The 22910-nt window shown below is 71.0% G+C and carries 18 protein-coding genes and 2 tRNA genes; 2 read left to right on the forward strand and 18 right to left on the reverse strand.

The annotated features are described in order from the left end of the window. Positions 1-9: 9 nt before the first annotated feature. A complete protein-coding gene (locus tag KVA01_RS09695; protein ID WP_307723026.1) occupies positions 10-657 on the forward strand; it encodes a DUF3515 family protein in 648 nt (215 codons plus the stop codon). 182 nt (positions 658-839) lie between these two features. On the opposite strand, the gene KVA01_RS09700 is transcribed toward KVA01_RS09695, so the two are convergent. From KVA01_RS09700 to leuC, 6 genes are all read right to left on the reverse strand, one after another. After that, a complete protein-coding gene (locus KVA01_RS09700) occupies positions 840-1991 on the reverse strand; it encodes a D-alanine--D-alanine ligase family protein (RefSeq protein WP_141270006.1) in 1152 nt (383 codons plus the stop codon). Then, positions 1988-3058, reverse strand: a complete 1071-nt coding sequence (locus KVA01_RS09705; protein ID WP_141270008.1) for an NAD(P)H-dependent glycerol-3-phosphate dehydrogenase — start codon at positions 3056-3058, stop codon at positions 1988-1990. Before KVA01_RS09705 ends, KVA01_RS09700 begins: the two co-directional genes overlap by 4 nt. Beyond that, positions 3055-3837: a lysophospholipid acyltransferase family protein gene (locus tag KVA01_RS09710; RefSeq protein WP_068469510.1), complete on the reverse strand. Its 783-nt coding sequence runs from the start codon at positions 3835-3837 to the stop codon at positions 3055-3057. Before KVA01_RS09710 ends, KVA01_RS09705 begins: the two co-directional genes overlap by 4 nt. Before the next feature lie 121 nt (positions 3838-3958). Further along, positions 3959-5278 (reverse strand): UDP-N-acetylglucosamine 1-carboxyvinyltransferase, encoded by a 1320-nt coding sequence (gene murA / locus KVA01_RS09715; protein ID WP_068469507.1) that lies wholly within the window; start codon positions 5276-5278, stop codon positions 3959-3961. Between the two features lie 96 nt (positions 5279-5374). Continuing rightward, on the reverse strand, positions 5375-5974 hold the full coding sequence (leuD, locus tag KVA01_RS09720; RefSeq protein WP_068469506.1) for a 3-isopropylmalate dehydratase small subunit: 600 nt from the start codon (positions 5972-5974) through the stop codon (positions 5375-5377). 46 nt (positions 5975-6020) lie between these two features. After that, positions 6021-7496 carry a 3-isopropylmalate dehydratase large subunit gene (leuC, locus tag KVA01_RS09725; RefSeq protein ID WP_068469504.1) on the reverse strand — a complete coding sequence of 492 codons (1476 nt, stop codon included), beginning with the start codon at positions 7494-7496 and terminating at the stop codon, positions 6021-6023. Between the two features lie 155 nt (positions 7497-7651). Here leuC and KVA01_RS09730 point away from each other — a divergent pair, with 155 nt between their 5' ends. Beyond that, on the forward strand, positions 7652-8464 hold the full coding sequence (locus tag KVA01_RS09730) for an IclR family transcriptional regulator (RefSeq protein WP_082810350.1): 813 nt from the start codon (positions 7652-7654) through the stop codon (positions 8462-8464). Here the strand turns inward: KVA01_RS09730 and KVA01_RS09735 are convergent. The 12 genes from KVA01_RS09735 to KVA01_RS09790 form a co-directional block, all read right to left on the reverse strand. Beyond that, positions 8451-10109, reverse strand: a complete 1659-nt coding sequence (locus KVA01_RS09735) for a GTPase (protein WP_068469502.1) — start codon at positions 10107-10109, stop codon at positions 8451-8453. The genes KVA01_RS09730 and KVA01_RS09735 overlap by 14 nt on opposite strands. After that, positions 10106-11872 carry a dynamin family protein gene (locus KVA01_RS09740; RefSeq protein ID WP_141270010.1) on the reverse strand — a complete coding sequence of 589 codons (1767 nt, stop codon included), beginning with the start codon at positions 11870-11872 and terminating at the stop codon, positions 10106-10108. The genes KVA01_RS09735 and KVA01_RS09740 overlap by 4 nt, the downstream gene beginning before the upstream one ends. Positions 11873-11945: 73 nt before the next feature. Further along, positions 11946-12018, reverse strand: a tRNA-Glu gene (locus KVA01_RS09745). Between the two features lie 157 nt (positions 12019-12175). Then, a tRNA-Gln gene (locus KVA01_RS09750) sits at positions 12176-12247 on the reverse strand. Between the two features lie 159 nt (positions 12248-12406). Continuing rightward, entirely contained in the window at positions 12407-13924 is a 1518-nt protein-coding gene (gene gltX / locus KVA01_RS09755; protein WP_141270012.1) for a glutamate--tRNA ligase, read from the reverse strand. Positions 13925-14037: 113 nt separating this feature from the next. Beyond that, positions 14038-14811 (reverse strand): fumarylacetoacetate hydrolase family protein, encoded by a 774-nt coding sequence (locus tag KVA01_RS09760; RefSeq protein ID WP_141270014.1) that lies wholly within the window; start codon positions 14809-14811, stop codon positions 14038-14040. Between the two features lie 78 nt (positions 14812-14889). Beyond that, positions 14890-15987: a branched-chain amino acid aminotransferase gene (locus tag KVA01_RS09765; protein ID WP_068469496.1), complete on the reverse strand. Its 1098-nt coding sequence runs from the start codon at positions 15985-15987 to the stop codon at positions 14890-14892. A gap of 210 nt (positions 15988-16197) precedes the next feature. Beyond that, a complete protein-coding gene (locus tag KVA01_RS09770) occupies positions 16198-17289 on the reverse strand; it encodes a 3-isopropylmalate dehydrogenase (protein ID WP_068469494.1) in 1092 nt (363 codons plus the stop codon). A gap of 124 nt (positions 17290-17413) precedes the next feature. Beyond that, complete coding sequence (gene metG, locus KVA01_RS09775) at positions 17414-18967, reverse strand: methionine--tRNA ligase (RefSeq protein ID WP_068469492.1); 1554 nt, start codon at positions 18965-18967, stop codon at positions 17414-17416. A gap of 114 nt (positions 18968-19081) precedes the next feature. Then, entirely contained in the window at positions 19082-20107 is a 1026-nt protein-coding gene (gene ilvC / locus KVA01_RS09780; RefSeq protein ID WP_141270016.1) for a ketol-acid reductoisomerase, read from the reverse strand. Between the two features lie 88 nt (positions 20108-20195). Next, complete coding sequence (gene ilvN / locus KVA01_RS09785) at positions 20196-20705, reverse strand: acetolactate synthase small subunit (RefSeq protein ID WP_068469489.1); 510 nt, start codon at positions 20703-20705, stop codon at positions 20196-20198. 3 nt (positions 20706-20708) lie between these two features. Continuing rightward, positions 20709-22586 (reverse strand): acetolactate synthase large subunit, encoded by a 1878-nt coding sequence (locus tag KVA01_RS09790; protein ID WP_068469486.1) that lies wholly within the window; start codon positions 22584-22586, stop codon positions 20709-20711. Positions 22587-22910 lie beyond the last annotated feature (324 nt).

Raw genomic sequence — 22910 nt, forward strand, 5'->3', positions numbered from 1 at the left:
CTGGAGGGCATGGCTCTCCCCTCTGCACACCGTCCCGCCGCCGCCGGGCACCCCACCACGGAGCATGCGCTCCGGTCCCCGGCTCCCGTGGCCGGAACACGTGGGAGGCGCGGCGAGACCACGGGACGGACGCGCGGGCAGGGCGGGGCGGCGTCGTCGTCCCGGGCACGACGACGCCGCGTGGCCGGGACCGCCGGGCTGCTCGCCGGGGCGCTCGCGCTCACCGGGTGCGGTGCCACGGTGACCGTGGACGGCGCCCCGGACGCCGCGAACCCCGCGTGCGCACCCGTCATGCTCGCCATGCCGGGCTCGGTGAGCGACCTGGACCAGCGCGAGACCTCGAGCCAGGGCACCACGGCGTACGGTGACCCCTCCGCGATGATCGTGCGCTGCGGCGTGGACGAGCCCGGCCCCACCACGGACCCCTGCACGAACGTGAACGGCGTGGACTGGCTGATCTCCGAGGTCAAGGACCAGAAGGACCAGTGGCGCGCCGTGACCTACGGGCGCTCCCCCGCCGTGGAGGTGCTCTTCGACGGCGGCCGCGTGCCCTCCTCGACCGCGCTGGTGGACACCGGTGCCGCGGTGCAGAGCATCCCGCAGACCCACAAGTGCCTCTCGGTCAAGGACACCCTGGAGCAGCAGGGCACCTCCTGAGCCTCGCCGGACCCCCGACGACGCCGCGGTGGGAGGACGCCGCAGCCGCGCGGCCCCACGAACCGGTGATGCTCTCCGCGACCCGGTCAGGCGTGTCGTGAACCAGCCGTGCGGGCCGGGGCCATGGCAGGGCTCCCGCCGCCCCACACACCCGTCATGAACCAGCCGTGAAGGCCGGGGACTCAGCGCAGACCGACCGGCCGTTCCAGCGCCAGGGTGATGAGCTCGTCAATCAGCTGGCTGTACTCGAGCCCGCTCGCGGCCCACATGCGCGGGTACATGGAGATGGGCGTGAAGCCCGGCATGGTGTTGATCTCGTTGATGATCACGCGCCCGTCCGGGGTGACGAAGAAGTCGCAGCGCGAGAGCCCTTCGCCGTCCACCGCGTGGAACGCGCGCACGGCGTCGCGGCGCAGGGTCTCGATCACGGCCTCCGGCAGCCGCGCGGGGCACGAGAGGGTGGCACCGTCCGTCTCCACGTACTTGGCCTCGAAGTCGTAGAGGTCGTGCCCGTGCACCTCGATCTCTCCGGGCAGGGATGCGCGGGCGTCGTCGGTGCCGTGCCCACCGAGCACGGCGCACTCGATCTCGCGGCCCTCGATCGCGGCCTCGACCACGACCTTGAGGTCGTGCTCGCGCGCCGTGGCCATGGCGTCGTCCAGCTGGGAGGGGTCGTCCACGCGCGTGATCCCGAAGGACGAGCCCGCGCGCGCCGGCTTCACGAACACGGGGAACCTGAGCGCGGCCACGTTCTCGCACGCCGTCTGCGGATCCGTGCGCCACAGCCTGTCGGAGATCACGGTGTACGGGCCCACGTCCAGCCCGGCCGCCTGGAACGCGATCTTCATGAAGTGCTTGTCCATGCCGATGGCCGACGCCGCCACGCCGCAGCCCACGTACGGCAGGTCCGCGAGCTCGAGCATGCCCTGCAGGGTGCCGTCCTCACCGAACGGCCCGTGCAGCAGGGGGAACACGGCGTCGACGTGCCGCCCACGCGTCAGGGGCCCGCCGAACTCGCCGGAGTCGTGGATCAGCAGACGGCTCTCGCCGGCCTGCAACGGCAGACTGACCCGGCGCTCCCCCACGGGGAGCTGCGCCAGTGGCTGCTCCTCGAGCAGCGCCTCCAGCTCCTCCTGCGAGTACAGGAACCACGCACCGTCCGGGGAGATGCCCACGCTGACCACGTCCCACGCGTCACGGTCGATCGCGCGCAGCACGGAACGGGCCGTGATGAGGGAGACGGAGTGCTCGGAGGAACGGCCGCCGAAGACGACCGCCACGCACGGCTTCTCGCCCTCCGTGGTCGCGACGGGGGTCTCGGGGCTGGTGCTCATGCGGTGTTCCCTTCGGATTTCAGGTCTCGGCCCAGCAGTCGGGGGGCCAGTTCGTGCACGGGGGCGTCGCCCTGCAGCACACTCACCACGGCGTCCGTGATGGGCATGTCCACACCGTGACGGCGGGCGAGGTCGAGCACCGCGGGGGCGGACGTGATGCCCTCCGCGGTCTGGGTCATGGCGTCCTGCACCTGCCCGGGCGTGAGGCCCGAGCCCAGCAGACGGCCAGCAGTGCGGTTGCGGGACAGGGAGGAGGAGCACGTGGCCACCAGGTCCCCCATGCCGGACAGCCCCGAGAGCGTGGTCAGCTCCCCGCCCAGGGCCAGGGCGAGCCGCGTGGTCTCCGCGAGCCCCCGGGTCATCACCGAGGCCTTGGAGTTGTCCCCGTAGCCGCGGCCGTCGCAGATGCCCACGCACAGCGCGATCACGTTCTTCACGATCCCGCCGATCTCGGTGCCCACGACGTCCGTGTTGGTGTACGGCCGGAAGTAGGGGGCCGCGCAGCAGCGGGCCACCCAGGCCGCGGTCCCGTGCTCCGGTGCGGCGACCACCGACGCGGTGGGCTCCTCCCGCGCGATCTCCATGGCGAGGTTCGGCCCGGAGAGCACGCACGTGCGCCGCGCCCACTCCTGCTCGGACTCCTCCGTGGTCTCGCCCAGTACTTGCGCGACGACCTCGGTCATCCGCAGCCCGGTGGTCGACTCCAGACCCTTGGCGAGGGAGAGGACGACGGCGCCCGGGGCCAGGTGGGGTGCGGCGACGGCCAGCTGCGCGCGCAGGGACTGGGCGGGGATCGCCGCCACCACGAGCGTTGCTCCGTCCAGTGCCGCCGCGAGGTTGCTCGAGTACTCGAGCCCCTCCGGCAGGTCCACGCCCGGGACGTAGCGCTCGTTGCGGTGCTCACGGGCGAGCGTGGCCATCGACTCCGGGGAGCGGCCCCACAGGCAGACCGTGCGCCGGGCACCGGCCTCCGCGGCGGCGTCGGCGAGCACCTTGGCGAAGGTGGTGCCCCACGAACCCGCGCCCAGAACGGTGATCTTCTCGGGTCCCGCGCCCGCGCGCGTCACGGGGCCACGCTCCCGCCGGCGTTGCCCACGGTCCCGGCCTCACCGGTGCGCGGTGCCCGCGGGTCGAAGAGCTGCTCCGGCGGGGTCTCCCCGCGCAGCTGCCCCAGGAGGTGGGACACGGCGGCCATGACGACCTCCGTGGCGTGCGCGAGCTCCTCCGCCGAGGGGTGGCCCGGACGCTGCAGGCCGCCGGGGACCAGGTCCTCCGGGGTCAGCGGCTCACCGATGATGCCGTCCACGGTCTTGCGGGGCCACGCGCTGAACGTGCGATGACCCTCCGGGTCCCGGTACAGCACCTCCTGGTCGCCCCAGTGCGCCATGGGCACCACGGGGACACTGGCCTCCAGGGCCAGCCGGGCGGCACCGGTGCGACCGCGCATGGGCCACATGCCGGGGTCACGCGTGATGGTGCCCTCCGGGTAGACGATGATCGCGCCGCCGCTGTCCAGCTCCGCGCGCGCGGCACGCAGCGAGTCCTTGGCGCGCGAGGTGCCGCGGTAGACGGGGACCTGCCCGATCCGGGTGATGATCGTCCCCATCACCGGAACCCGGAACAGGGACTCCTTGGCGAGGAAGCGCGGCATGATCCCGGCCTTGTAGAGCGGGTACGCCACGGTGATCGGGTCGATCTCCGTGAGGTGGTTGGCCACCGCCACGAAGCCGCCCTCCGCCGGGAAGTTCTCCTGCCCGCGCCAGTGCGGCACGGTGAGCGAGCGGTACACGGGCAGGATCATGCCCGCCAGCAGGCGGAACGCGGATCGTTGGGAGGTCCTGCTCATGAGCTCATCCACTCCTCGGTGAACAGCGCGCGCCGCCCCGGGAAGGGGCGCCGGTGGACGCTGGGTGCGACCGGTCCCCGGGACCGGGACGCGCGTTCGGGCTGACGGTGCGGAGCCGGCGTCACGCTTCGTCGACGACGAAGTTCGCGCCGAGCCCGCTCAGCTTGTCGGTGAAGTGCTCGTAGCCGCGCTTTATCAGCTCCACACCCGTCACCTGGGAGACGCCCTCCGCGGAGAGCGCCGCGATCAGGTGGGAGAACCCGCCGCGCAGGTCCGGGATGTGGATGTCCGCCGCGCGCAGGGGCGTGGGACCGGAGATCACGGCCGAGTGCAGGAAGTTGCGCTGACCGAAGCGGCACGGTACGGAGCCGAGGCACTCGCGGTGCACCTGGATCACGGCACCCATGCGGTTCAGGGCGCGCGTGAAGCCGAAACGGTTCTCGTACACGGTCTCGTGCACGATCGACACGCCCTTGGCCTGGGTCAGCACCACCACGAGTGGCTGCTGCCAGTCGGTCATGAAGCCGGGGTGGACGTCCGTCTCCACGATCAGCGGGTTCAGGTCACCGCCCGGGTGGTAGAAGCGGATGCCGTCCTCGCGGATGTCGAGGCCGCCGCCCACCTTCCGGAAGGTGTTGAGGAACGTCATCATGTCCGCCTGCTTGGCGCCGGCCACGAAGATGTCGCCGCCGGTGGCCAGGGCCGCAGAGCCCCACGAGGCCGCCTCCATGCGGTCAGGCAGCGCACTGTGCACGTAGCCGGTCAGTTCGGGGACGCCCTCGATGCGGATCACGCGGTCCGTCTGCACCGTGATGAGTGCGCCCATCTTCTGCAGGATGGCGATCAGGTCCATGATCTCGGGCTCGGTGGCCGCGCCCCGCAGCTCGGTGTGGCCCTCCGCGCGCGTGGCGGTGAGCAGCACCTGCTCGGTGGCGCCCACGGACGGGTACGGGAGGTCCATCTTGGCACCCTGCAGCCCGTGCGGGGCGCTCATCCGGATACCGGACTCGAGCTTCTCCACCTTGGCGCCGAAGTTGCGCAGCACCTCCAGGTGGTAGTTGATGGGGCGGTCCCCGATCCGGCAGCCGCCGAGGTCCGGGATGAACGCCTCGCCGAGCGCGTGCAGCAGCGGCCCGCACAGCAGGATCGGGATCCGGGAGTCACCGGCGTGGGCGTCGATGTCCGAGTGGCGGGCCCGCGTGACGTTGGTGGGGTCCAGCGTGAGGTTGCCCAGGGCGTCGTCACGGTTGACCTCCACGCCGTGCAGCGCGAGCAGGTCCGTGACGACCTCGACGTCCTTGATCTCGGGGACGTTGCCGAGAGTGGAGGGGGTGGACCCGAGGAGAGCGGCAACCATGGCCTTCGGAACCAGGTTCTTGGCGCCGCGTACCGTGACCTGACCGGACAGCGGCACGCCGCCGGTGATGCGCAGAGAAGTCATGACCTACCGATCTGGGGGAAGCATCGCCCGCACGCGGAACGCGAACGGGACCTCGACATTCTATCGGCTCGCAAGCTCCCCCGGTCCAGTCGCCGCTCAGGTTCGGGAGGGCAGCGTGGTGGGCTTGAACGAGGGCCGCGTGGCCTCGTAGGCCTCGATGTCGTCCTCGTGCTGCAGCGTCAGCCCGATGTCGTCCAGGCCCTCCATGAGGCGCCAGCGGGTGTAGTCGTCGATCTGGAACGGCACGGTCACCGTGCCGCACGTGATGGTGCGCGACTCCAGGTCCACCTGGATCTCGATGCCCGGCTGCTCCTCCATGAGCTTCCACAGCAGCTCCACGTCCGACTGGTCCACCTGGGCCGCCAGCAGCCCCTGCTTGCCCGAGTTGCCGCGGAAGATGTCCGCGAAGCGCGAGGAGATCACGGCCTTGAAGCCGTAGTCGCGCAGGGCCCACACGGCGTGCTCGCGGGAGGAGCCCGTGCCGAAGTCGGAGCCGGCGACCAGCACGGAGGCGTTGCGGTACTCCGGGCGGTTGAGCACGAACTCCGGGTTCTTGCGCCACCCGGCGAACAGGGCGTCCTCGAAACCGGTCTTGGTGATCCGCTTGAGGTAGACGGCGGGGATGATCTGGTCCGTGTCCACGTTGGACTGCTTCAGGGGCGCGGCCACGCCGCGGTGGGTGGAGAACTTCTCCATGGCTGTGTCCTTCTCTGCTGTGACGGAGGGCGGGTGACGACGGCGCTCAGGCCACGGGCTGCAGGCCGGCGGGGTCGCCGACCCGCTCGCCCACCGGCTCGAGGTCCGACGGCGCGCTGAGCGTCCCGCGCACGGCGGTCGCGGCGGCGACGACGGGCGAGACCAGGTGGGTGCGTCCGCCCTTGCCCTGGCGGCCCTCGAAGTTGCGGTTGGAGGTGGAGGCGCAGCGCTCCCCCGGTGCAAGCTGGTCCGGGTTCATGCCCAGGCACATCGAGCAGCCGGCGAAGCGCCAGTCCGCGCCGAAGTCCCGGAAGACCTGGTCGAGTCCCTCGGCCTCCGCCTGCAGCCGGACCTTCGCCGAGCCCGGGACCACCATCATGCGCACGCTCTCCGCCTTGGTGCGGCCCTTGACGATCTCCGCGGCGGCCCGCAGGTCCTCGATGCGCGAGTTCGTGCAGGAGCCCAGGAACACGGTGTCCACCGGGACCTCCTTCATGGGCGTCCCGGCCTCCAGGCCCATGTACTCCAGGGCGCGGCGCGCGGCGTCCTTGGCGTTGTCGTCCCCGGCGTCCTCGGGGTCCGGGACCGGCTGGGACAGCGGCACACCCTGGCCGGGGTTCGTTCCCCACGTGACGAAGGGCTCGAGCTCGTCCGCGTCGATGAACACCTCGCGGTCGAACTGCGCGCCCTCGTCCGTGTGCAGGGTGCGCCAGTACTCGACGGCGGCATCCCAGTCCGCACCCTGCGGTGCGTGGGGGCGGCCCTTGACGTAGTCCATGGTGGTCTCGTCCGGGGCGATCATGCCCGCACGGGCACCGGCCTCGATGGACATGTTGCAGATGGTCATGCGCGCTTCCATGGACAGCGAGCGGATGGCCGAGCCGCGGTACTCGAGCACGTGGCCCTGCCCGCCGCCCGTGCCGATCTTCGCGATCACGGCCAGGATGATGTCCTTGGAGCTCACCCCCGGCTTCAGCGTGCCCTCCACAGTGATCGCCATGGTCTTGAACGGTGCCAGGGACAGCGTCTGGGTGGCCATCACGTGCTCCACCTCGGAGGTGCCGATGCCGAACGCGAGCGCACCGAACGCACCGTGCGTGGAGGTGTGGGAGTCGCCGCACACCACGGTCATGCCCGGCTGCGTGAGGCCCAGCTGCGGACCGACCACGTGCACGATGCCCTGCTCGGAGTCGCCCAGCGAGTGCAGGCGCACCCCGAACTCCTCGCAGTTGCGGCGCAGGGTCTCGATCTGCTTGCGGGAGGTCTCGTCCGCGATGGTCGAGAAGATGTTCTCGGTGGGGGTGTTGTGGTCCTCGGTCGCGATCGTGAGGTCGGTGCGGCGCAGCCCGCGTCCGGCCAGGCGCAGCCCCTCGAAGGCCTGGGGGCTCGTGACCTCGTGGAGCAGGTGGAGGTCGATGTAGATGAGGTCCGGGCGTCCCGCCTCCCCCTGGCGCACCAGATGGTCGTTCCAGACCTTCTCGGCGAGGGTCCGCGGTGCGGTGGTCACTGCGGTGGTCGTCATCTCGTCTCTCCTGTTCGTGCTGCGGTCGCGGGCGCCCGGCTGCTGCCGTGGCGCCGCACCGCGGATGCGTGCGTGGACACCATCGTCACCGCTGGAAGGCACCAGTTCCACTTCCTGGACTTGCTTCTCGAATGCTGAGACGGCAGTATCACGGCATGGACACCACGCACGCGATCGACCCGACCGGCGCCCCCCTGGGATCCCCTCTGGGCGGCCGGGGCACCGGCACCGCCATGCAGGAGGACTCCTCGTTCTCGCCCTCCGGCGTGGGGGTGATCGACAAGGCCTCGATGATCCTCGACGCCCTGGAGGCGGGACCGGCCTCGCTCGCGGACCTCGTGGACGCCACCGGCCTCGCCCGCCCCACGGCGCACCGGCTGGCCGTGGCGCTGGCCCACCACCGGCTCGTGGGCAGGGACGTCCAGGGCCGCTTCGTGCTGGGCTCGCGGCTCGTGGAACTCGCCTCGGCCGCGCGGGAGGACCGGCTGATCTCCGCGGCCTCCCCCGTGCTGCTGCAGCTGCGGGACAGCACCGGAGAGTCCTCGCAGGTCTTCCGCCGGCAGGGCGAGTGGAGGGTGTGCGTGGCGTCGGCCGAACGGCCCATCGGCCTGCGGGACACGATCCCCGTGGGCACGCAGCTGTCCATGAAGGCGGGCTCGGCGGCCCAGGTGCTGGTGGCGTGGGAGGACCACGCCCGCCTCATCGAGGGCCTGCAGCACGCGCGCTTCTCCGCGACCACGCTCGCGGGGGTACGACGCCGCGGCTGGGCCCAGTCGATCGGCGAGCGCGAGCCGGGCATCGCCTCGGTCTCCGCGCCGGTGCGAGGTCCCTCCGGCCGGGTGATCGCCGCGGTCTCGATCAGCGGACCGATCGAGCGGCTGTCCAAGCAGCCCGGCCACAAGCACGCGGACGTGGTGGTGCAGGCGGCCCGTCAGCTCACGGAGGCCGTGCGCGTCAGCGGGAGCTGAGCGCCACCGACTCCGCGAACTCGCGGTGGGCCTCCAGCTCCCGCCGCACCGGTGTCTCCACGGACTCGGCGGCCGCCTCGCGCACGGAGCGCAGCAGGCGGCGTCGTACCCCGGCGGCGTGCAGCCGCGAGGCCACGGAGGCGACCACGGCGCCCGTCAGGGCGAGGAACAGTGCGAGCACCACACCGGTGACCACCATCAGTGTGGGCACGGGCAGCGGGAAGTCGTCCACGGTGGGGGGAGGCGGCAGCTGGATCTGGAAGTACTGCGCGAGGAACAGCCCGAGCAACCACAGCAGGCCGAGTACGGTCACGAGCATCGCGATCCACTGCAGCACGTCGAAGCCGACCCACCACCACGAGGCGCGGTGGCCGGAGAACCGGGTGCGCGCCACGGCCTGGTCGAGGGTGTCCGGCAGGCGGGCCTCGTTGCTGCGCGCGGCACCGCGGATGCTGCGCCGCCACGGCTCACCGGCACCGTTCGAGACCTCCTTCGCGAACCCGCGCACGGCAGAGTCCGCGGCGGCCCTGCGGGAGGCGTCCATGCCCGGCAGGGACGTGCGGTGGACGCCGGGGTCCGCACCACGGTCGTGGCTCTCGATGTGCAGCCGCTTCAACGGGTCCTTGCGCAGCCGGGAGAGCCAGCGCGTGGCGATCCAGCCCGTGTGGCGCCCCGCCCGCAGCCGGTAGGAGCGCGCGGCGGCATCGGCCACCATCTCGACCCCTCCGGCCCGCGCGAGTCCCTCGGTGAGCCGTTCGCTCGCGGCCTTGTCGATGCCGTGCGGATCACCCTCCCCCGCGGCGAGCGCGAGCTGCTCCGCGGCGTGGCGCATGTCCGTCTCCAGGCGCTGACCGGCCGCCGCACGGCCCGCCGCCACGGTCTGGATCCGCTCGCGCAGCTGCTCGACGCCCTCCCCGGTCACGGCGGAGACGGCCACGGGCGCGCTCGGCCCGGTCGCGGGCAGCCCGTCCTGGCGCACGAGGTCCGTGAGGGAGCTCAGCACCTCCGGCACGTCTCGCGGTGCGAGCCGGTCCGCCTGGTTGAGCACGACCATGGTCACGGCACCGTGGCGCGCGAGGGGCTGCACGAAGTCCTGGTGCAGCACGGCGTCCGCGTACTTCTGCGGGTCCACGACCCACACGACCACGTCCACCATGCCCACCATGCGCTGCACGATCCGGCGGTGCTCGCTCGTCACCGAGTCGAAGTCCGGCAGGTCCAGCAGCACGAGGCCGCCCTGCGCCGTCGTGGTCCTGCGGCCGCGGCCCGTGGCCACGCTCAGCGCGGGGCCCACCACGCGGCGGTCGGTGACGTCGAGCCAGTCGAGCAGCGCGTCGCTGCCCTCCTCGCCCCAGATCGCGGCGAGCGGTGCGGACGTGGTGGGGCGCCGGGCCGCCGCGCGGGCGAGCTCCTGCCCGGCCACCGCGTTGAACAGGGTGGACTTGCCGGAGCCCGTGGCGCCGAAGAAACCCACGACCGTGTGGTCCGCGGACAGCGCACGACGCCGTCCGGCCTTGTCGAGCGTGTCACGGGCCAGCTGCACGGCGGCCGGGTCCAGGCGCCCGTCCGCGATCTCGGTGGCGCGCGACAGGCCGGCGATCCGCTCGGAGAGCGTCACGGCCTCGGAACGGTTCCGGGGGCTCACAGGGCCTCGCTCTCCGCGCGCACGAGCTCGGCGGCGGCGTGCAGCTGCTCCGCGCTCGGGTGCTCTCCGAGCTCGTCGATCGTGTCCAGAAAGACCTTGGCACGGGCGTCCAGCAGGGCGCGGATACGGGTCTCCAGGTTGCTGCGTGCCTGCTCGCTCATGCGGCGCACGGCGTCCTCACCGAAGACCGCCTCGAGCAGCTTCATGCCCACCACGCCGGAACCGCCGGCGATGCCGACCTCCAGCCCGGTCAGGCCCCCCGTCGTGGAGAACACGGCGATCATCAGGATCACGGCCAGGGCGTTGACTCCCAGGGACATCGCCCGGGCGCGGCTCCGCTTGCCGGCCCCCTCCTGCTGGATCATGAGCATCACGTCCGACTGCCAGGCGCGGATGCTCTCCGCGACCTGCTCGGCGTAGTCCGCAGGGAGGGCGGCGGCGTCCCGGCCCGCGAGCAGCACCTGCCCGGACGGCTCGTCCCGCCAGCGCCGCTCGGTGGCCTCCGCGGCGCGCGCCGTGTTCTCGACGATCACCGCCTGCAGCCCGGTCTCGATCGCCTCCTCGACCCGCACCTCGGGGGCCGGACGGCCGGTGAAGAATGCACTCATGCGGTCCCGCATCCGCCCGATGCCGGCCTCCAGGCTGCGGAAGAACTCCCCCGTGCCCACGAAGTCCTGCCACCGCGCGAGCACCTCGCCGCGCAGCAGGGTGCCGTCCCGGGTGGAGTCCACGACGGCCCGCAGCGCCTCGTCGAAGGACGTGGTGACCTCGCGGCGCAGGTGCTCCTCCAGGTGCTGCTGCGCGGCCACGGCCTCCGCCGTGCGCTCGGTGGTGTCCGCGAGCTCGCGCACGGCCCCACCGAGCGTGCGGGCCGCGATCTCCGAGCGCGCGTGCGCGTCCGCCCCGAGACCCTCGAGCCAGTGCCGCAGCGGTTCCACCACGGCCGGGGGCAGCATGCCCGTCTCGTTGAGCGGGGACTCCTCGACCGCGAAGATCGGCGCGGAGCCGAGCCCCTCCTCGTCCAGCATGCGGCGCAGGTCCTGCTCGATCTCCCCCGCCGACGCCGCCTGCACCCGGTCCAGCACCACGGCCACCGTGATGTCGCGGCCTGCCGCGTTGCGCAGCAGCTGCCAGGGCACGGCGTCCGCGTAGCGGTTGGCGGTGGTCACGAACAGCCACAGGTCCGCGGCGGAGAGCAGCTGCGCGGCCAGTGCCCTGTTGTCGTCGGAGATCGAGTCGACGTCCGGGGCGTCCAGGATCGCCAGCCCCTCCGGGATGTTGCGGTCCGCCAGCAGCACGAGCGAGCCGGTGTCCTCGACCGGCCCGTCCGCACCGGCGCCCGGGGCGTCGCGAGCGGCCGGGGACTCCGCGACGGTGCCGTGCACACGCGCGAGCCGCGGCAGGACCCGCTGGGTCGTGAACGCGCCGGCGTCCGCCGGGTGGTGGATCAGCAGGGGACGGCGCGTGGTGGGGCGGATCGCCCCGGAACGGGTCACGGGGTGGCCCACGAGGGCGTTGACCAGGGTGGATTTGCCGGCCCCGGTGGAGCCGCCGACGACGGCGAGCAGCGGGGCGTCGAGCGAGCGCACGCGCGGCAGCACGTAGTCGTCCAGCTGGGCGACGGCGCGGGATGCGTTCTCGCGCTGCTGGGGTGCGCTGGCGGTGGCCAGCGGGAGGGTCGTGGACCGCAGCAGCTCGCGGGCGGTCTCGATCGCCTCGATGAGCGGAACGGCCGGGGTCTCGTCAGTGTTCACAACGGACATTGTGCCAGCCGGGAACCAGCTCGCGGACATGCGGAAGCCCCGGCTTCCGAGGAAACCGGGGCTTCGTATCGCGTGACCCCAGCGGGATTCGAACCCGCGTTACCGCCGTGAGAGGGCGGCGTACTAGGCCGCTATACGATGGGGCCGTGTACTTTCCGTGGACCGCTCGGGAGATTTCCCTGCGGGCCCTGTTGACGCACCAAACAGTAACATCAACTTGGTGGTGTTCCAATTCGGCGCAGTGGCCGTTCGGAACGGTGTTCCACCCGGCCGCGAGCACGCTCGTTCAGACCGTTGGAAACGCTGGGATACCAGGACTCGAACCTAGAACGGCGGTACCAGAAACCGCTGTGTTGCCAATTACACCATATCCCACTGTGTGCGCCGCCCTGTCGGTCTTCGCCAGCAGTGCCGCGCAACGAGCAATAACTATACCCGTATCGGGCCGCGCTGCCAAACCCGTGACCCTCCCCCGAACGACGCCCGGCCGCCATCCGGATCCGGGTGGCGGCCGAGCGTCAGGGTGTCACGAGGTCACTCGCCGAGCGTGGCCCGCAGTGCCTTGATCCGTGCCAGGGAGGAATCCTTGCCGAGGATCTCGAGGGACTCGAACAGGGGCGGGGAGATCCGCCGCCCGGAGACCGCCGTGCGCACGGGGCCGAACGCCAGGCGGGGCTTGATGCCGAGCCCGTCCACGATGGCCTCGCGCAGCGCCTCCTCGATGCCGGCCGCGGTGAAGTCCGTGAGCGGCTCGAGCGCGGCCACGGCGGCGTCGAGGACCTGCGGTGCGCTGTCCTTGAGCTGCTTGGCGGCGTCCTCGGCGACCACGATCTCGTCGTCCGCGCGGAACAGGAAGCCCAGCAGACCCTCGGTCTCCCCGAGCAGGTTCATGCGCTCCTGCACGAGCGGTGCTGCGAGGTCCAGGATCTCCCGCTGCCGCGGGGTGAGGGTCTCCCCCACGAGGCCCGCTGCGCGCAGGTACGGGATCAGCCGCTCCCGGAAGTCCTCCGGGTCCAGCATGCGCACGTGGGTGCCGTTGATGGCCGTGGCCTTCTTGAGGTCGAAGCGCGCCGGGTTGGCCAGGACGTCGTGGATGTCGAAGTTCTCCACGAGCTGCTCCACGGTGAAGATGTCCTCGTCCGCGGAGAGCGACCAGCCCAGCAGGGCCAGGTAGTTCAGCAGGCCCTCCGGGATGAACCCGTTGTCCCGGTGCAGGAACAGGTTGGACTCCGGGTCCCGCTTGGACAGCTTCTTGTTGGCCTCGCCCATGACGTACGGGAGGTGGCCGAACTCGGGGATGAACTCGGCCACGCCGATCCCCATCAGCGCCCGGTACAGGGCGATCTGGCGCGGGGTCGAGGAGAGCAGGTCCTCGCCGCGCAGCACCTGGGTGATGCCCATGAGGGCGTCGTCCACCGGGTTCACCAGCGTGTAGAGGGGCTTGCCGTTCGCGCGGGCCACCACGAAGTCCGGCACCGAACCGGCCTTGAAGGTGATCTCCCCGCGCACGAGGTCCGTGAAGGAGATGTCCTCGTCCGGCATGCGCAGCCGCAGCACGGGCTGGCGTCCCTCCGCGCGGAACGCCGCCTTCTGCTCCTCCGTGAGGTCGCGGTCGTAGTTGTCGTAGCCGCGCTTGGGGTCCTCGCCCTTCTCGCGGTGGCGCTGCTCGACCTCCGCCGGCGTGGAGAAGTCCTCGTAGACGTACCCGCCCTCGACGAGGCGCTGCAGGACGTCCTGGTAGATCTCACCGCGCTGCGACTGCCGGTAGGGCTCGTGCGGACCACCCACGTTGACGCCCTCGTCCCACGTGATGCCGAGCCAGCCGAGCGCGTCGAGGATCTGCTGGAAGCTCTCCTCGGAGTCGCGGGCGGCGTCCGTGTCCTCGATGCGGAACACGAGCGTGCCGCCGGTGTGGCGGGCCCAGGCCCAGTTGAACAGGGCGGTGCGGATCAGCCCCACGTGCGGGGTGCCCGTGGGCGACGGGCAGAAGCGCACGCGCACGGGGGTGCCTTCGGGGACGGTGGGGTGCAGGGTGGTGGAGTCGTCAGTCATGATGGCTCCAGTCTACGGGGTGCCGCCGCCGCGGTCCCGCGGTTCGGGCCCCGGGACGACGACGCCGCGGCGCCCGGAACCCGGGGCCGCGGCGTCGTCGTGCGGTTGCGCTGCTACCGGCGCAGCACCGTGGTGAGCTCGCCGATGCCCTCGATGTCCACGCTCAGCCGGTCGCCGTCGTCCACGGTGCCCACACCGGCGGGCGTGCCCGTGAGGATGACGTCCCCGGGGAGCAGGGTGAACGCCTCGGACACGTACGAGACGAGGGTGGGCACGTCGAAGACCATGTCCTGCGTGCTGCCGTCCTGCTTCAGCTCGCCGTTCACGCTGGAGCGCACCGACAGGGCGGAGGTGTCCAGCTCCGTCTCGATCCACGGGCCGAGCGGGCAGGCGCCGTCGAAGCCCTTGGCGCGGGCCCACTGCCCGTCCGTGCGCTGGACGTCGCGGGCAGTGAGGTCGTTGGCGGCGGTGTAGCCGAAGACGACCTCCGGCACCCGCTCCACGGGGACGTCCTTGCACATGCGCCCGATCACCACGGCGAGCTCGGCCTCGTAGGAGACCTCCTCGGTCCACGTGGGCAACGTGACGGGGTCACCGGGGCCGGAGACGGCGGTGTTCGGCTTGAAGAAGAGCATGGGGCGACTCGGGACCTCGTTGCCCATCTCCCGCGCGTGGTCCGCGTAGTTGCGGCCCACGCACACGATCTTGGAGCGCGGGATCACCGGTGCGAGCAGGCGGGCGTCCGCGACGTCCACGGTGCGGTCCAGCTCCTGGGCGCCCACGTAGAGCGGGTCCCCCGTGAGGTACTGCAGGGTCTCGTCACCGGGCTCGCCGTGGACGGTGCCGTAGTGGATTTCGTTGTCGTGGGTGAAACGGGCGATACGCATGGTCACAGGCTACACACGAGCGCCGCCCCGGCACCCTCGGATCGGAGGGGGCCGGAGCGGCGCAGGGCCGTGCGGGCCTCAGACGAGGCGCGTGAGCCAGCCGTGCGTGTCCTCGGCCCTGCCGGTCTGGATGTCCAGCAGCTGCTGGCGGATGGACATGGTCACCTCACCGGGCTGGGCGTCCTCCGGGCCGATCGTCTCGTCGTTGCTCACGAGCCGGCGCACCGGGGCGATCACGGCGGCCGTGCCGCACGCGAAGACCTCCGTGAGGTGCCCCGAGCGCACACCGTCGCGCCACTCGTCCAGCGTGAACGCACGCTGCTCCACGGTGAGCCCGCGCTCCTCGGCGAGCTGGATCACCGAGTCGCGCGTGATGCCCTCCAGGATGGTGCCGGTCAGCTCCGGGGTCACCAGGCGGCCGTCGTCGAAGACGAAGAACACGTTCATGCCCCCCAGCTCCTCGATCGCGTCGTCGCGCTCCGGGTCCAGGAAGACCACCTGGCTGCAGCCGTGGGCGTCCCCCTCCATCTGCGCCACGAGCGACGCCGCGTAGTTGCCGCCGCACTTGGCCGCACCCGTGCCACCCGTGCCGGCCCGGGCGTACGTGCGGGAGAGCCAGATGTCCACGGGCTCCACGGAACCGAAGTAGTTCCCCGCCGGGGACGCGATCACGGAGTACAGGGCCTGCCGGGAGGGCCGCACCCCCAGGAACGGCTCCGTGCCGATCATGAAGGGGCGCATGTAGAGGGACTCGCCGTCGCCGGAGGGCACCCACGCCTGGTCCTGGGCCACCAGCTCCCGGATGGAGTCCACGAAGACCTCCTCGGGCAGCGTGGGCAGCGCCAGCCGCTGCGCGGAGCGGTTCAGCCGCGCCGCGTTCGCCTCGGGCCGGAAGGTCCACACGGAGCCGTCCTCGTGGCGGTAGGCCTTCAGACCCTCGAAGATCTCCTGGCCGTAGTGCAGCACCGCCGTGGACGGGTCCAGGCTCAGGGGCCCATAGGGCTGCAACCGGGCGTTCTCCCAGCGCCCCACGTTCTCCTGGACGTCCCCCTGCCAGTCGATGCAGACCATGTGGTCGGTGAAGTGCTGGCCGAATCCGGGGTTCTGCAGCACCGCCTCGCGCACCTCGTCCGTGGCGGGGTGGGGATTGAGGTGCTTCACGAATTCTGTGCTCACGGGTGTTCTCCTTCTGTGCCGCGGCTGCGCCACCCGTACGGTGGGGCGGCTTCGCCTGCTGATGCTGTGCAGTGTGTCGCTGTGAAGTGTGCCACCTGGGGCGGCGGATGTCGGGCCCACGGTCCGGAACCCCTGGATCTGGGCCGGGGGTCCGCGTGCGGAATCCGGGGCGGGCAGAGCCGCGACGCCCGGTCGTGGACCCGTGACGGGTCAGGACGCGCGCCGCGCTCCCAGGAGGGCGACGACGTCGTCCCCCACCTGCGAAGTGCTGCGCTCGCTGTTCCCGCGCAGCTCGAGGTCCTCGCGCACCGCGCGCTCGACCTGCTCCGCGAGGTCCGCGTGGCCCAGGTACTCGAGCATCATGGCTCCGGCGAGGATCGCGGCGGTCGGCTGGGCGGTGCCCTTGCCGGCGATGTCCGGCGCGGACCCGTGCACCGGCTCGAACATGGAGGGTGCGGTGCGCTCAGCGTTGATGTTGCCGCTGGGCGCGAGCCCGATGCCCCCGGTCACGGCACCGGCCTGGTCCGTGAGGATGTCCCCGAAGAGGTTGTCCGTGACGAGCACGTCGAAGCGCGCGGGATCCGTGGTCATGAAGATGGTGGCGGCGTCGATGTGCATGTAGTCCACCGCGACCTCGGGGAACTGCTGCGCGAACTCGTCCACCGTGCGCTGGTAGAGGCGCCCGGCGTTGACGAGCACGTTGTGCTTGTGCACGAGCGTGAGCTTCTTGCGCTCGCGGCTCGCGGCGAGCTCGAACGCGTAGCGCACCAGGCGCCGCACCCCGTGGGCCGTGTTCACGGAGACCTCGGTGGCGATCTCGTGCTCGGTGCCCGTGCGCATGGTGCCGCCGTTGCCCGCGTAGAGGCCCTCGGTGCCCTCGCGCACGACCACGAAGTCGATCTCCCCGGGGTTCGCCAGCGGGCTGGTGGTGCCGGGGTACAGGGTGGCCGGACGCAGATTGATGAAGTGGTCGAAGCCGAAGCGCAGCTTGAGCAGCAAGTCCCGCTCCAGGATCCCGGAGGGGACGCGCTTGTCGTTCGGCGCCGCCCCCACGGCGCCGAAGAGGATCGCGTCGTGGCCGCGCAGCCGCTCCATGGTGTCCTCGTTGAGCACCTCACCGGTGGCGAGCCAGTGCTCGGCCCCCAGCGGGTAGGTGGTCTTCTCAAGGGTCACACCCGCCGGCGCCGTGACGGCGTCGAGGACCTTCACGGCCTCCGCGACAACCTCGGGGCCGATGCCGTCACCGGGCAGGACGGCGATCGAGTGGCTGCGGGCGGGCGCGGTGGCTGTCGTGTCGGTCATGGAGCCACGATAGGGCCGCGCATCGGCCGTCTTCCACATGATGAACCAGAGTTCCAGATAGTGGGACGGGGCGCGCGAGGAACCCCTCGCGCGCCCCGTCCCACGGGCAGCGCCGTGACCCAGCTCAGCCCTGGAGCGCCTCCGGCTCCTCGTAGCGCGGGAAGACGCCGGACGGCTTGGGCAGCGCCGTGCCCGGTGCGATCGGCGTGTCGAGCGCGGCGAACGAGCGCGCCGGGCCCTCCGGCTGGCCGAGCTGGTCCAGCAGGCGGGACACGGAGCCCGGCATCACCGGCTGCACCAGGATCGCGACGATCCGCAGCACCTCCGCCGTCACGTAGAGCACGGTGGCCATGCGCTGCGGGTTCGTCTTGCGCAGCACCCACGGCTCCTGCGCGGTGAAGTAGCGGTTGGCGGAGGCGATCACGCGCCACACGGACTCGAGCCCACGGTGGAAGGCGAGGGCGTCGAACGCGGTGCGGTACTCCCCCACCACGTCGCGGGCCTGCGCCAGCATCTCCCGGTCCTGCTCGGTGAACTCGCCCGGCTCGGGGACCTCCCCGCCCAGGTTCTTGGCGACCATCGACAGGCTGCGCTGCGCGAGGTTGCCGAGGTCGTTGGCGAGGTCCGAGTTGATGCGCCCCGCAATGGCGTCGTGCGAGTAGTTGCCGTCCTGCCCGAACGGCACCTCACGCAGCAGGAAGAAGCGCAGCTGGTCCAGGCCGTACTCGCTGACCATGGCGTGCGGGTCGATCACGTTGCCCACGGACTTGGACATCTTCTCGCCCTGGTTGAACAGGAAGCCGTGCGCGTAGACCTTCTTGGGCAGCTCCAGCCCGGCGGACATCAGGAACGCCGGCCAGTACACGGCGTGGAAGCGGGCGATGTCCTTGCCGATCAGGTGCACGTCCGCGGGCCAGAACTCACGGAAGAGCGGGTTCTCGGTGTCCGGGAAGCCCAGACCCGTGAGGTAGTTGGTCAGCGCGTCCACCCACACGTACATCACGTGGTCCGGGTTGCCGGGCACGGGCACGCCCCAGTCGAAGGTGGTGCGCGAGATCGAGAGGTCCTGCAGACCGCCGCCCACGAAGGACGCGATCTCGTGGGAGCGCACCTCGGGCTGCACGAAGCCGGTGCGGTAGAGCTCGAGCAGCCGGTCCTGGTAGCGCGAGAGCCGGAAGAAGTAGCTCTCCTCCTCGGTCCAGGTCAGCTCGGTGCCCGTGCCGATCGAGTAGCGCTGGCCGTCCGCGCGCACCTCGGTCTCGTCCTCGGCGTAGTAGGCCTCGTCGCGCACCGAGTACCACCCGGCGTACGTGTCCAGGTAGATGTCCCCGTTGGCCTCCATGCGCCGCCACAGCTCCTGCGAGGCGGCGTAGTGGTCCTCGTCCGTGGTGCGGATGAAGCGGTCGTGACTGATCTGCAGCTCCTCGTCCATCGCCCGGAAGCGGGAGGAGTTCGTGTCCGCGAGCTCGCGCGGGGTGGTGCCGAGCTTCTCGGCCGTCTGCTGCATCTTCTGGCCGTGCTCGTCCGTACCGGTCTGGAAGCGGGTGTCGAAGCCGTCCAGGCGCTTGAAGCGCGCGAGGGTGTCCGCGGCGATCGCCTCGTAGGCGTGGCCGATGTGCGGGGCACCGTTCGGGTAGGAGATGGCCGTGGTCACGTAGAAGGGAGTCTGCTCAGTCACCCCTCCACTCTATCGAGCCGGGGACGACGACGCCGCGGTGCCCTCCCGGGGGAAGGCGCCGCGGCGTCGTCGTCGGCTCTCATGGTCACCGCGCAACGGTGACCCGGGCGGGGATCAGCGAGCGGCGGTGCCCTCGGTGTAGTCCTCGTCCGTCTGCTCCCACGCGAACAGCGAGCGCAGCTCGCGGCCGGTGCTCTCGATGGGGTGCTTCTCCTCCTTGGCGCGCAGCTGCGCGAACTCCTTGCCGCCGGAGGCCTGGTCCGTCATGAAGCGGTCCGCGAAGACGCCCTCCTGGATGTCCTTGAGGACCTCCTGCATGCGCTCCTTGACGGTGGGGTCGATCACGCGCGGACCGGAGACGTAGTCGCCGTACTCGGCGGTGTCGGAGATGGACCAGCGCTGCTTGGCGATGCCGCCCTCGACCATCAGGTCCACGATCAGCTTGAGCTCGTGCAGCACCTCGAAGTACGCGATCTCCGGCTGGTAGCCGGCCTCGGTGAGGACCTCGAAGCCGTACTGCACCAGGTGGGACATGCCGCCGCACAGCACGGCCTGCTCACCGAACAGGTCCGACTCGGTCTCCTCGGTGAAGGTCGTCTGGATGACGCCCGCGCGGGTGCCGCCGATGCCCTTGGCGTAGGACAGCGCGAGCTGCAGCGCCTGCCCGGAGGCGTCGACCTCCACGGCCACGAGATCCGGCACGCCGCGGCCGGCCTCGAACTCGCGGCGCACGGTGTGGCCGGGGCCCTTGGGGGCAACCATGGCCACGTCCACGCCCTCCGGGGCCTGGATGTAGCCGAAGCGGATGTTGAAGCCGTGGGCGAAGAAGATCGCGTCGCCCTCGTCCAGGTTGTCCTTGATGGACTCCTCGAAGACCTGCGCCTGGACCTGGTCCGGGGTCAGGATCATGATGACGTCGGCTTCCTTGGTGGCGTCCGCGATGGAGAGCACGCGCAGGCCCTGGGCCTCCGCCTTGGCGCGGGACGTGGAGCCCTCGTTGAGGCCGATGCGGACGTCCACGCCGGAGTCGCGCAGGTTCAGCGCGTGGGCGTGGCCCTGGGAGCCGTAGCCGATGACCGCCACGGAACGGTTCTGGATGATCGAGAGGTCGGCGTCGTCGTTGTAGTAGATCTTGGCCATGTGCTTGTTCAGTCTCCTCGGATAGCGGGTGGGTCTTGGGTGCTCCGGGCCCGCCTCGGGGCGGCCCGGCAGAATCGGTGGGGGCGGCTCAGTGCCGCAGCGCCCTGTCCGACATGGACTTGGGGCCGCGGCCGAGCGCCACGGTGCCCGCGCGGACGATCTCGCGGACCCCGAAGGGCTCCAGCACGTCCAGCAGCGCGTGGATCTTCTCCCGGGCGCCCGTGGACTCGATCACCACGGACTCGGTGGAGACGTCCACGATGGTCGCGCGGAACAGGTCCGCGGCCTGCGTGACCTGCAGGCGGGTGCTCGCGTCCGCCCGGACCTTCACCATGATGTGCTCGCGCTGCACGGAGGCCTCGGGCGTGAGCTCCACGATCTTGATCACGTTGATCAGCTTGTTCAGCTGCTTCGTGACCTGCTCGAGCAGCTCACCGTCTGCGTCCACCACCACGGTGATGCGCGAGATGCCGGAGAGCTCGGTGGGACCCACGGCCAGCGAGTGGATGTTGAAGGCACGGCGGGCGAACAGCCCCGCGACGCGCGTCAGCACGCCGGGCTTGTCCTCCACCAGAACGGAAAGGGTGTGACGGCTCATCGATCAGTCCTCCGTGTCCCACTCGGGCGTCATGTTGCGGGCGATCTGGATCTGGTCGTTGGACACGCCGGAGGGCACCATGGGCCACACCATTGCGTCCGCGGAGACCACGAAGTCGATCACCACGGGGCGGTCGTTGATCGCGAGCGCCTTCTTGATGGTCTCGTCCACGTCCTCGTCCCGCTCGCAGCGCAGCGCCGCGCAGCCGTAGGCCTCGGCGAGCTTCACGAAGTCCGGGATCCGGCGGGAGTTGTGTCCCGTGTTCAGCTCGGTGTTGGAGTAGCGGCCGTCGTAGAACAGCGTCTGCCACTGCCGCACCATGCCGAGTGAGGAGTTGTTGATCACCGCCACCTTGATGGGGATGTCGTTGATCATGCACGTGGCAAGTTCCTGGTTGGTCATCTGGAAGCAGCCGTCGCCGTCGATCGCCCACACCACCCGGTCCGGCTGGGCCACCTTCGCACCCATGGCCGCGGGAACCGCGAAACCCATGGTGCCCAGGCCCGAGGAGTTCAGCCACTGGCGGGGGCGCTCGTAGTCCACGAACTGGGCGGACCACATCTGGTGCTGGCCCACCCCGGAGGCGTAGACCGCCTCCGGGCCGGTGAGGGCGGAGATCCGCTCGATCACGTACTGCGGGCTGCCGTGGCCGTCGTCGGTGCTCGTGTAGCCGAGCGGGTACGTCTCCTTCAGCGTGTTCAGCGCGGACCACCACGCCTCGAGGTCCGGCGTGCCGGCGGCCTCGAACTCCTGGCGCACGGCCTGGGTGAGGTCCGGGATCACGTGCTTCAGGTCTCCCACGATCGGGACGTCCGCGATCCGGTTCTTGGAGATCTCCGCGGGGTCGATGTCCGCGTGGATCACCTTGGCGTTCGGGGCGAAGGTGTCCAGCTGACCGGTCACACGGTCGTCGAAACGGGCACCCAGCGTCACGAGCAGGTCCGCCTGCTGCATCGCGTAGACAGCGGGCACCGTGCCGTGCATGCCGGGCATCCCCATGTTCTGGGGGTGGGAGTCCGGGAAGATGCCGCGTGCGGTGAGCGTGGTGACCACGGGGGCACCGGTGAGCTCCGCGAGCTCGCGCAGCTCGTCCGCCACGTCCGCGCGCATCCCACCGCCGCCGGTGTAGAGCACCGGGCGCTCGGCGGCCGCGATCATGCGCGCGGCCTCCTTGATCTGTTTGGAGTGCCCGCGGGTCACGGGACGGTAGCCGGGCAGGTCCATGGTGGGGGGCCAGCTGAAGGTCATCGTGCCCTGCTGGGCGTCCTTGGCCACGTCCACCAGCACGGGACCGGGACGCCCGGTCGAGGCCAGGTGGTACGCCTCCGCGATCACGCGCGGGACGTCCTGGGCCTTCGTCACCAGGTAGGAGTGCTTGGTCACGGGCATCGTCATCCCCACGATGTCCGCCTCCTGGAACGCGTCCGAGCCGATGGACGAGCTCGCCACCTGGCCCGTGATCGCAAGCATGGGGATCGAGTCCATGTTGGCGTCCGCGAGTGCGGTGACCAGGTTGGTGGCACCGGGTCCGGAGGTCGCGATGCACACGCCCACGCGCCCGGAGGCCAGCGCGTACCCCTCGGCCGCGTGACCCGCGCCCTGCTCGTGGCGCACGAGGATGTGGTTGATCTTCTCGGCGTCCAGGAGGGGGTCGTAGGTGGGCAGGATCGCCCCGCCCGGCAGACCGAAGACGTCCGTGACACCCAGCTGCTCGAGGGAGCGGATGATCGCCTGCGACCCGGTCATCTCCTCGGGGGCGACGACGTCCGCCGCGGACCCCGTCAGCCGTGCCGTGTCCGTCTCAGCGGATTGCGCGACCGAGGCGGACGGCGCGTGCCGCTGCGCCATCACCGCCGGTGAGATCGGCTGATCCTTGCTCATAGTGCTGTGTCCTTACGTGCCGTGGTGTGCGTGGTGCCGAGCGGGATGGTGCGTGGCGGGAACGAGCCGGTGGGAGGTCGTCGTACATGAAAAAGGCCCTGGCCACGGGTTCCGTGGACTGAGGGCCTGGCGGGTACGCGCGTCGAGTACTCCTCAGGCCCGGTGTCCGATGAGGACGACCGGTACGAGGTCTACGAGGATGCACGGTGCCGAATTCATGCCCTCATCGTGTGACGTGGGAAACCCTCGTGTCAATCTGCGGACACCGCGTCTCACAATGTGGACCATACTCTGAGACGGGCCGTCCCGCACCGCCGCACGGCG

Origin of the sequence: Kocuria varians, assembly GCF_006539885.1 — a bacterium.
GTDB lineage: Bacteria > Actinomycetota > Actinomycetes > Actinomycetales > Micrococcaceae > Kocuria > Kocuria varians.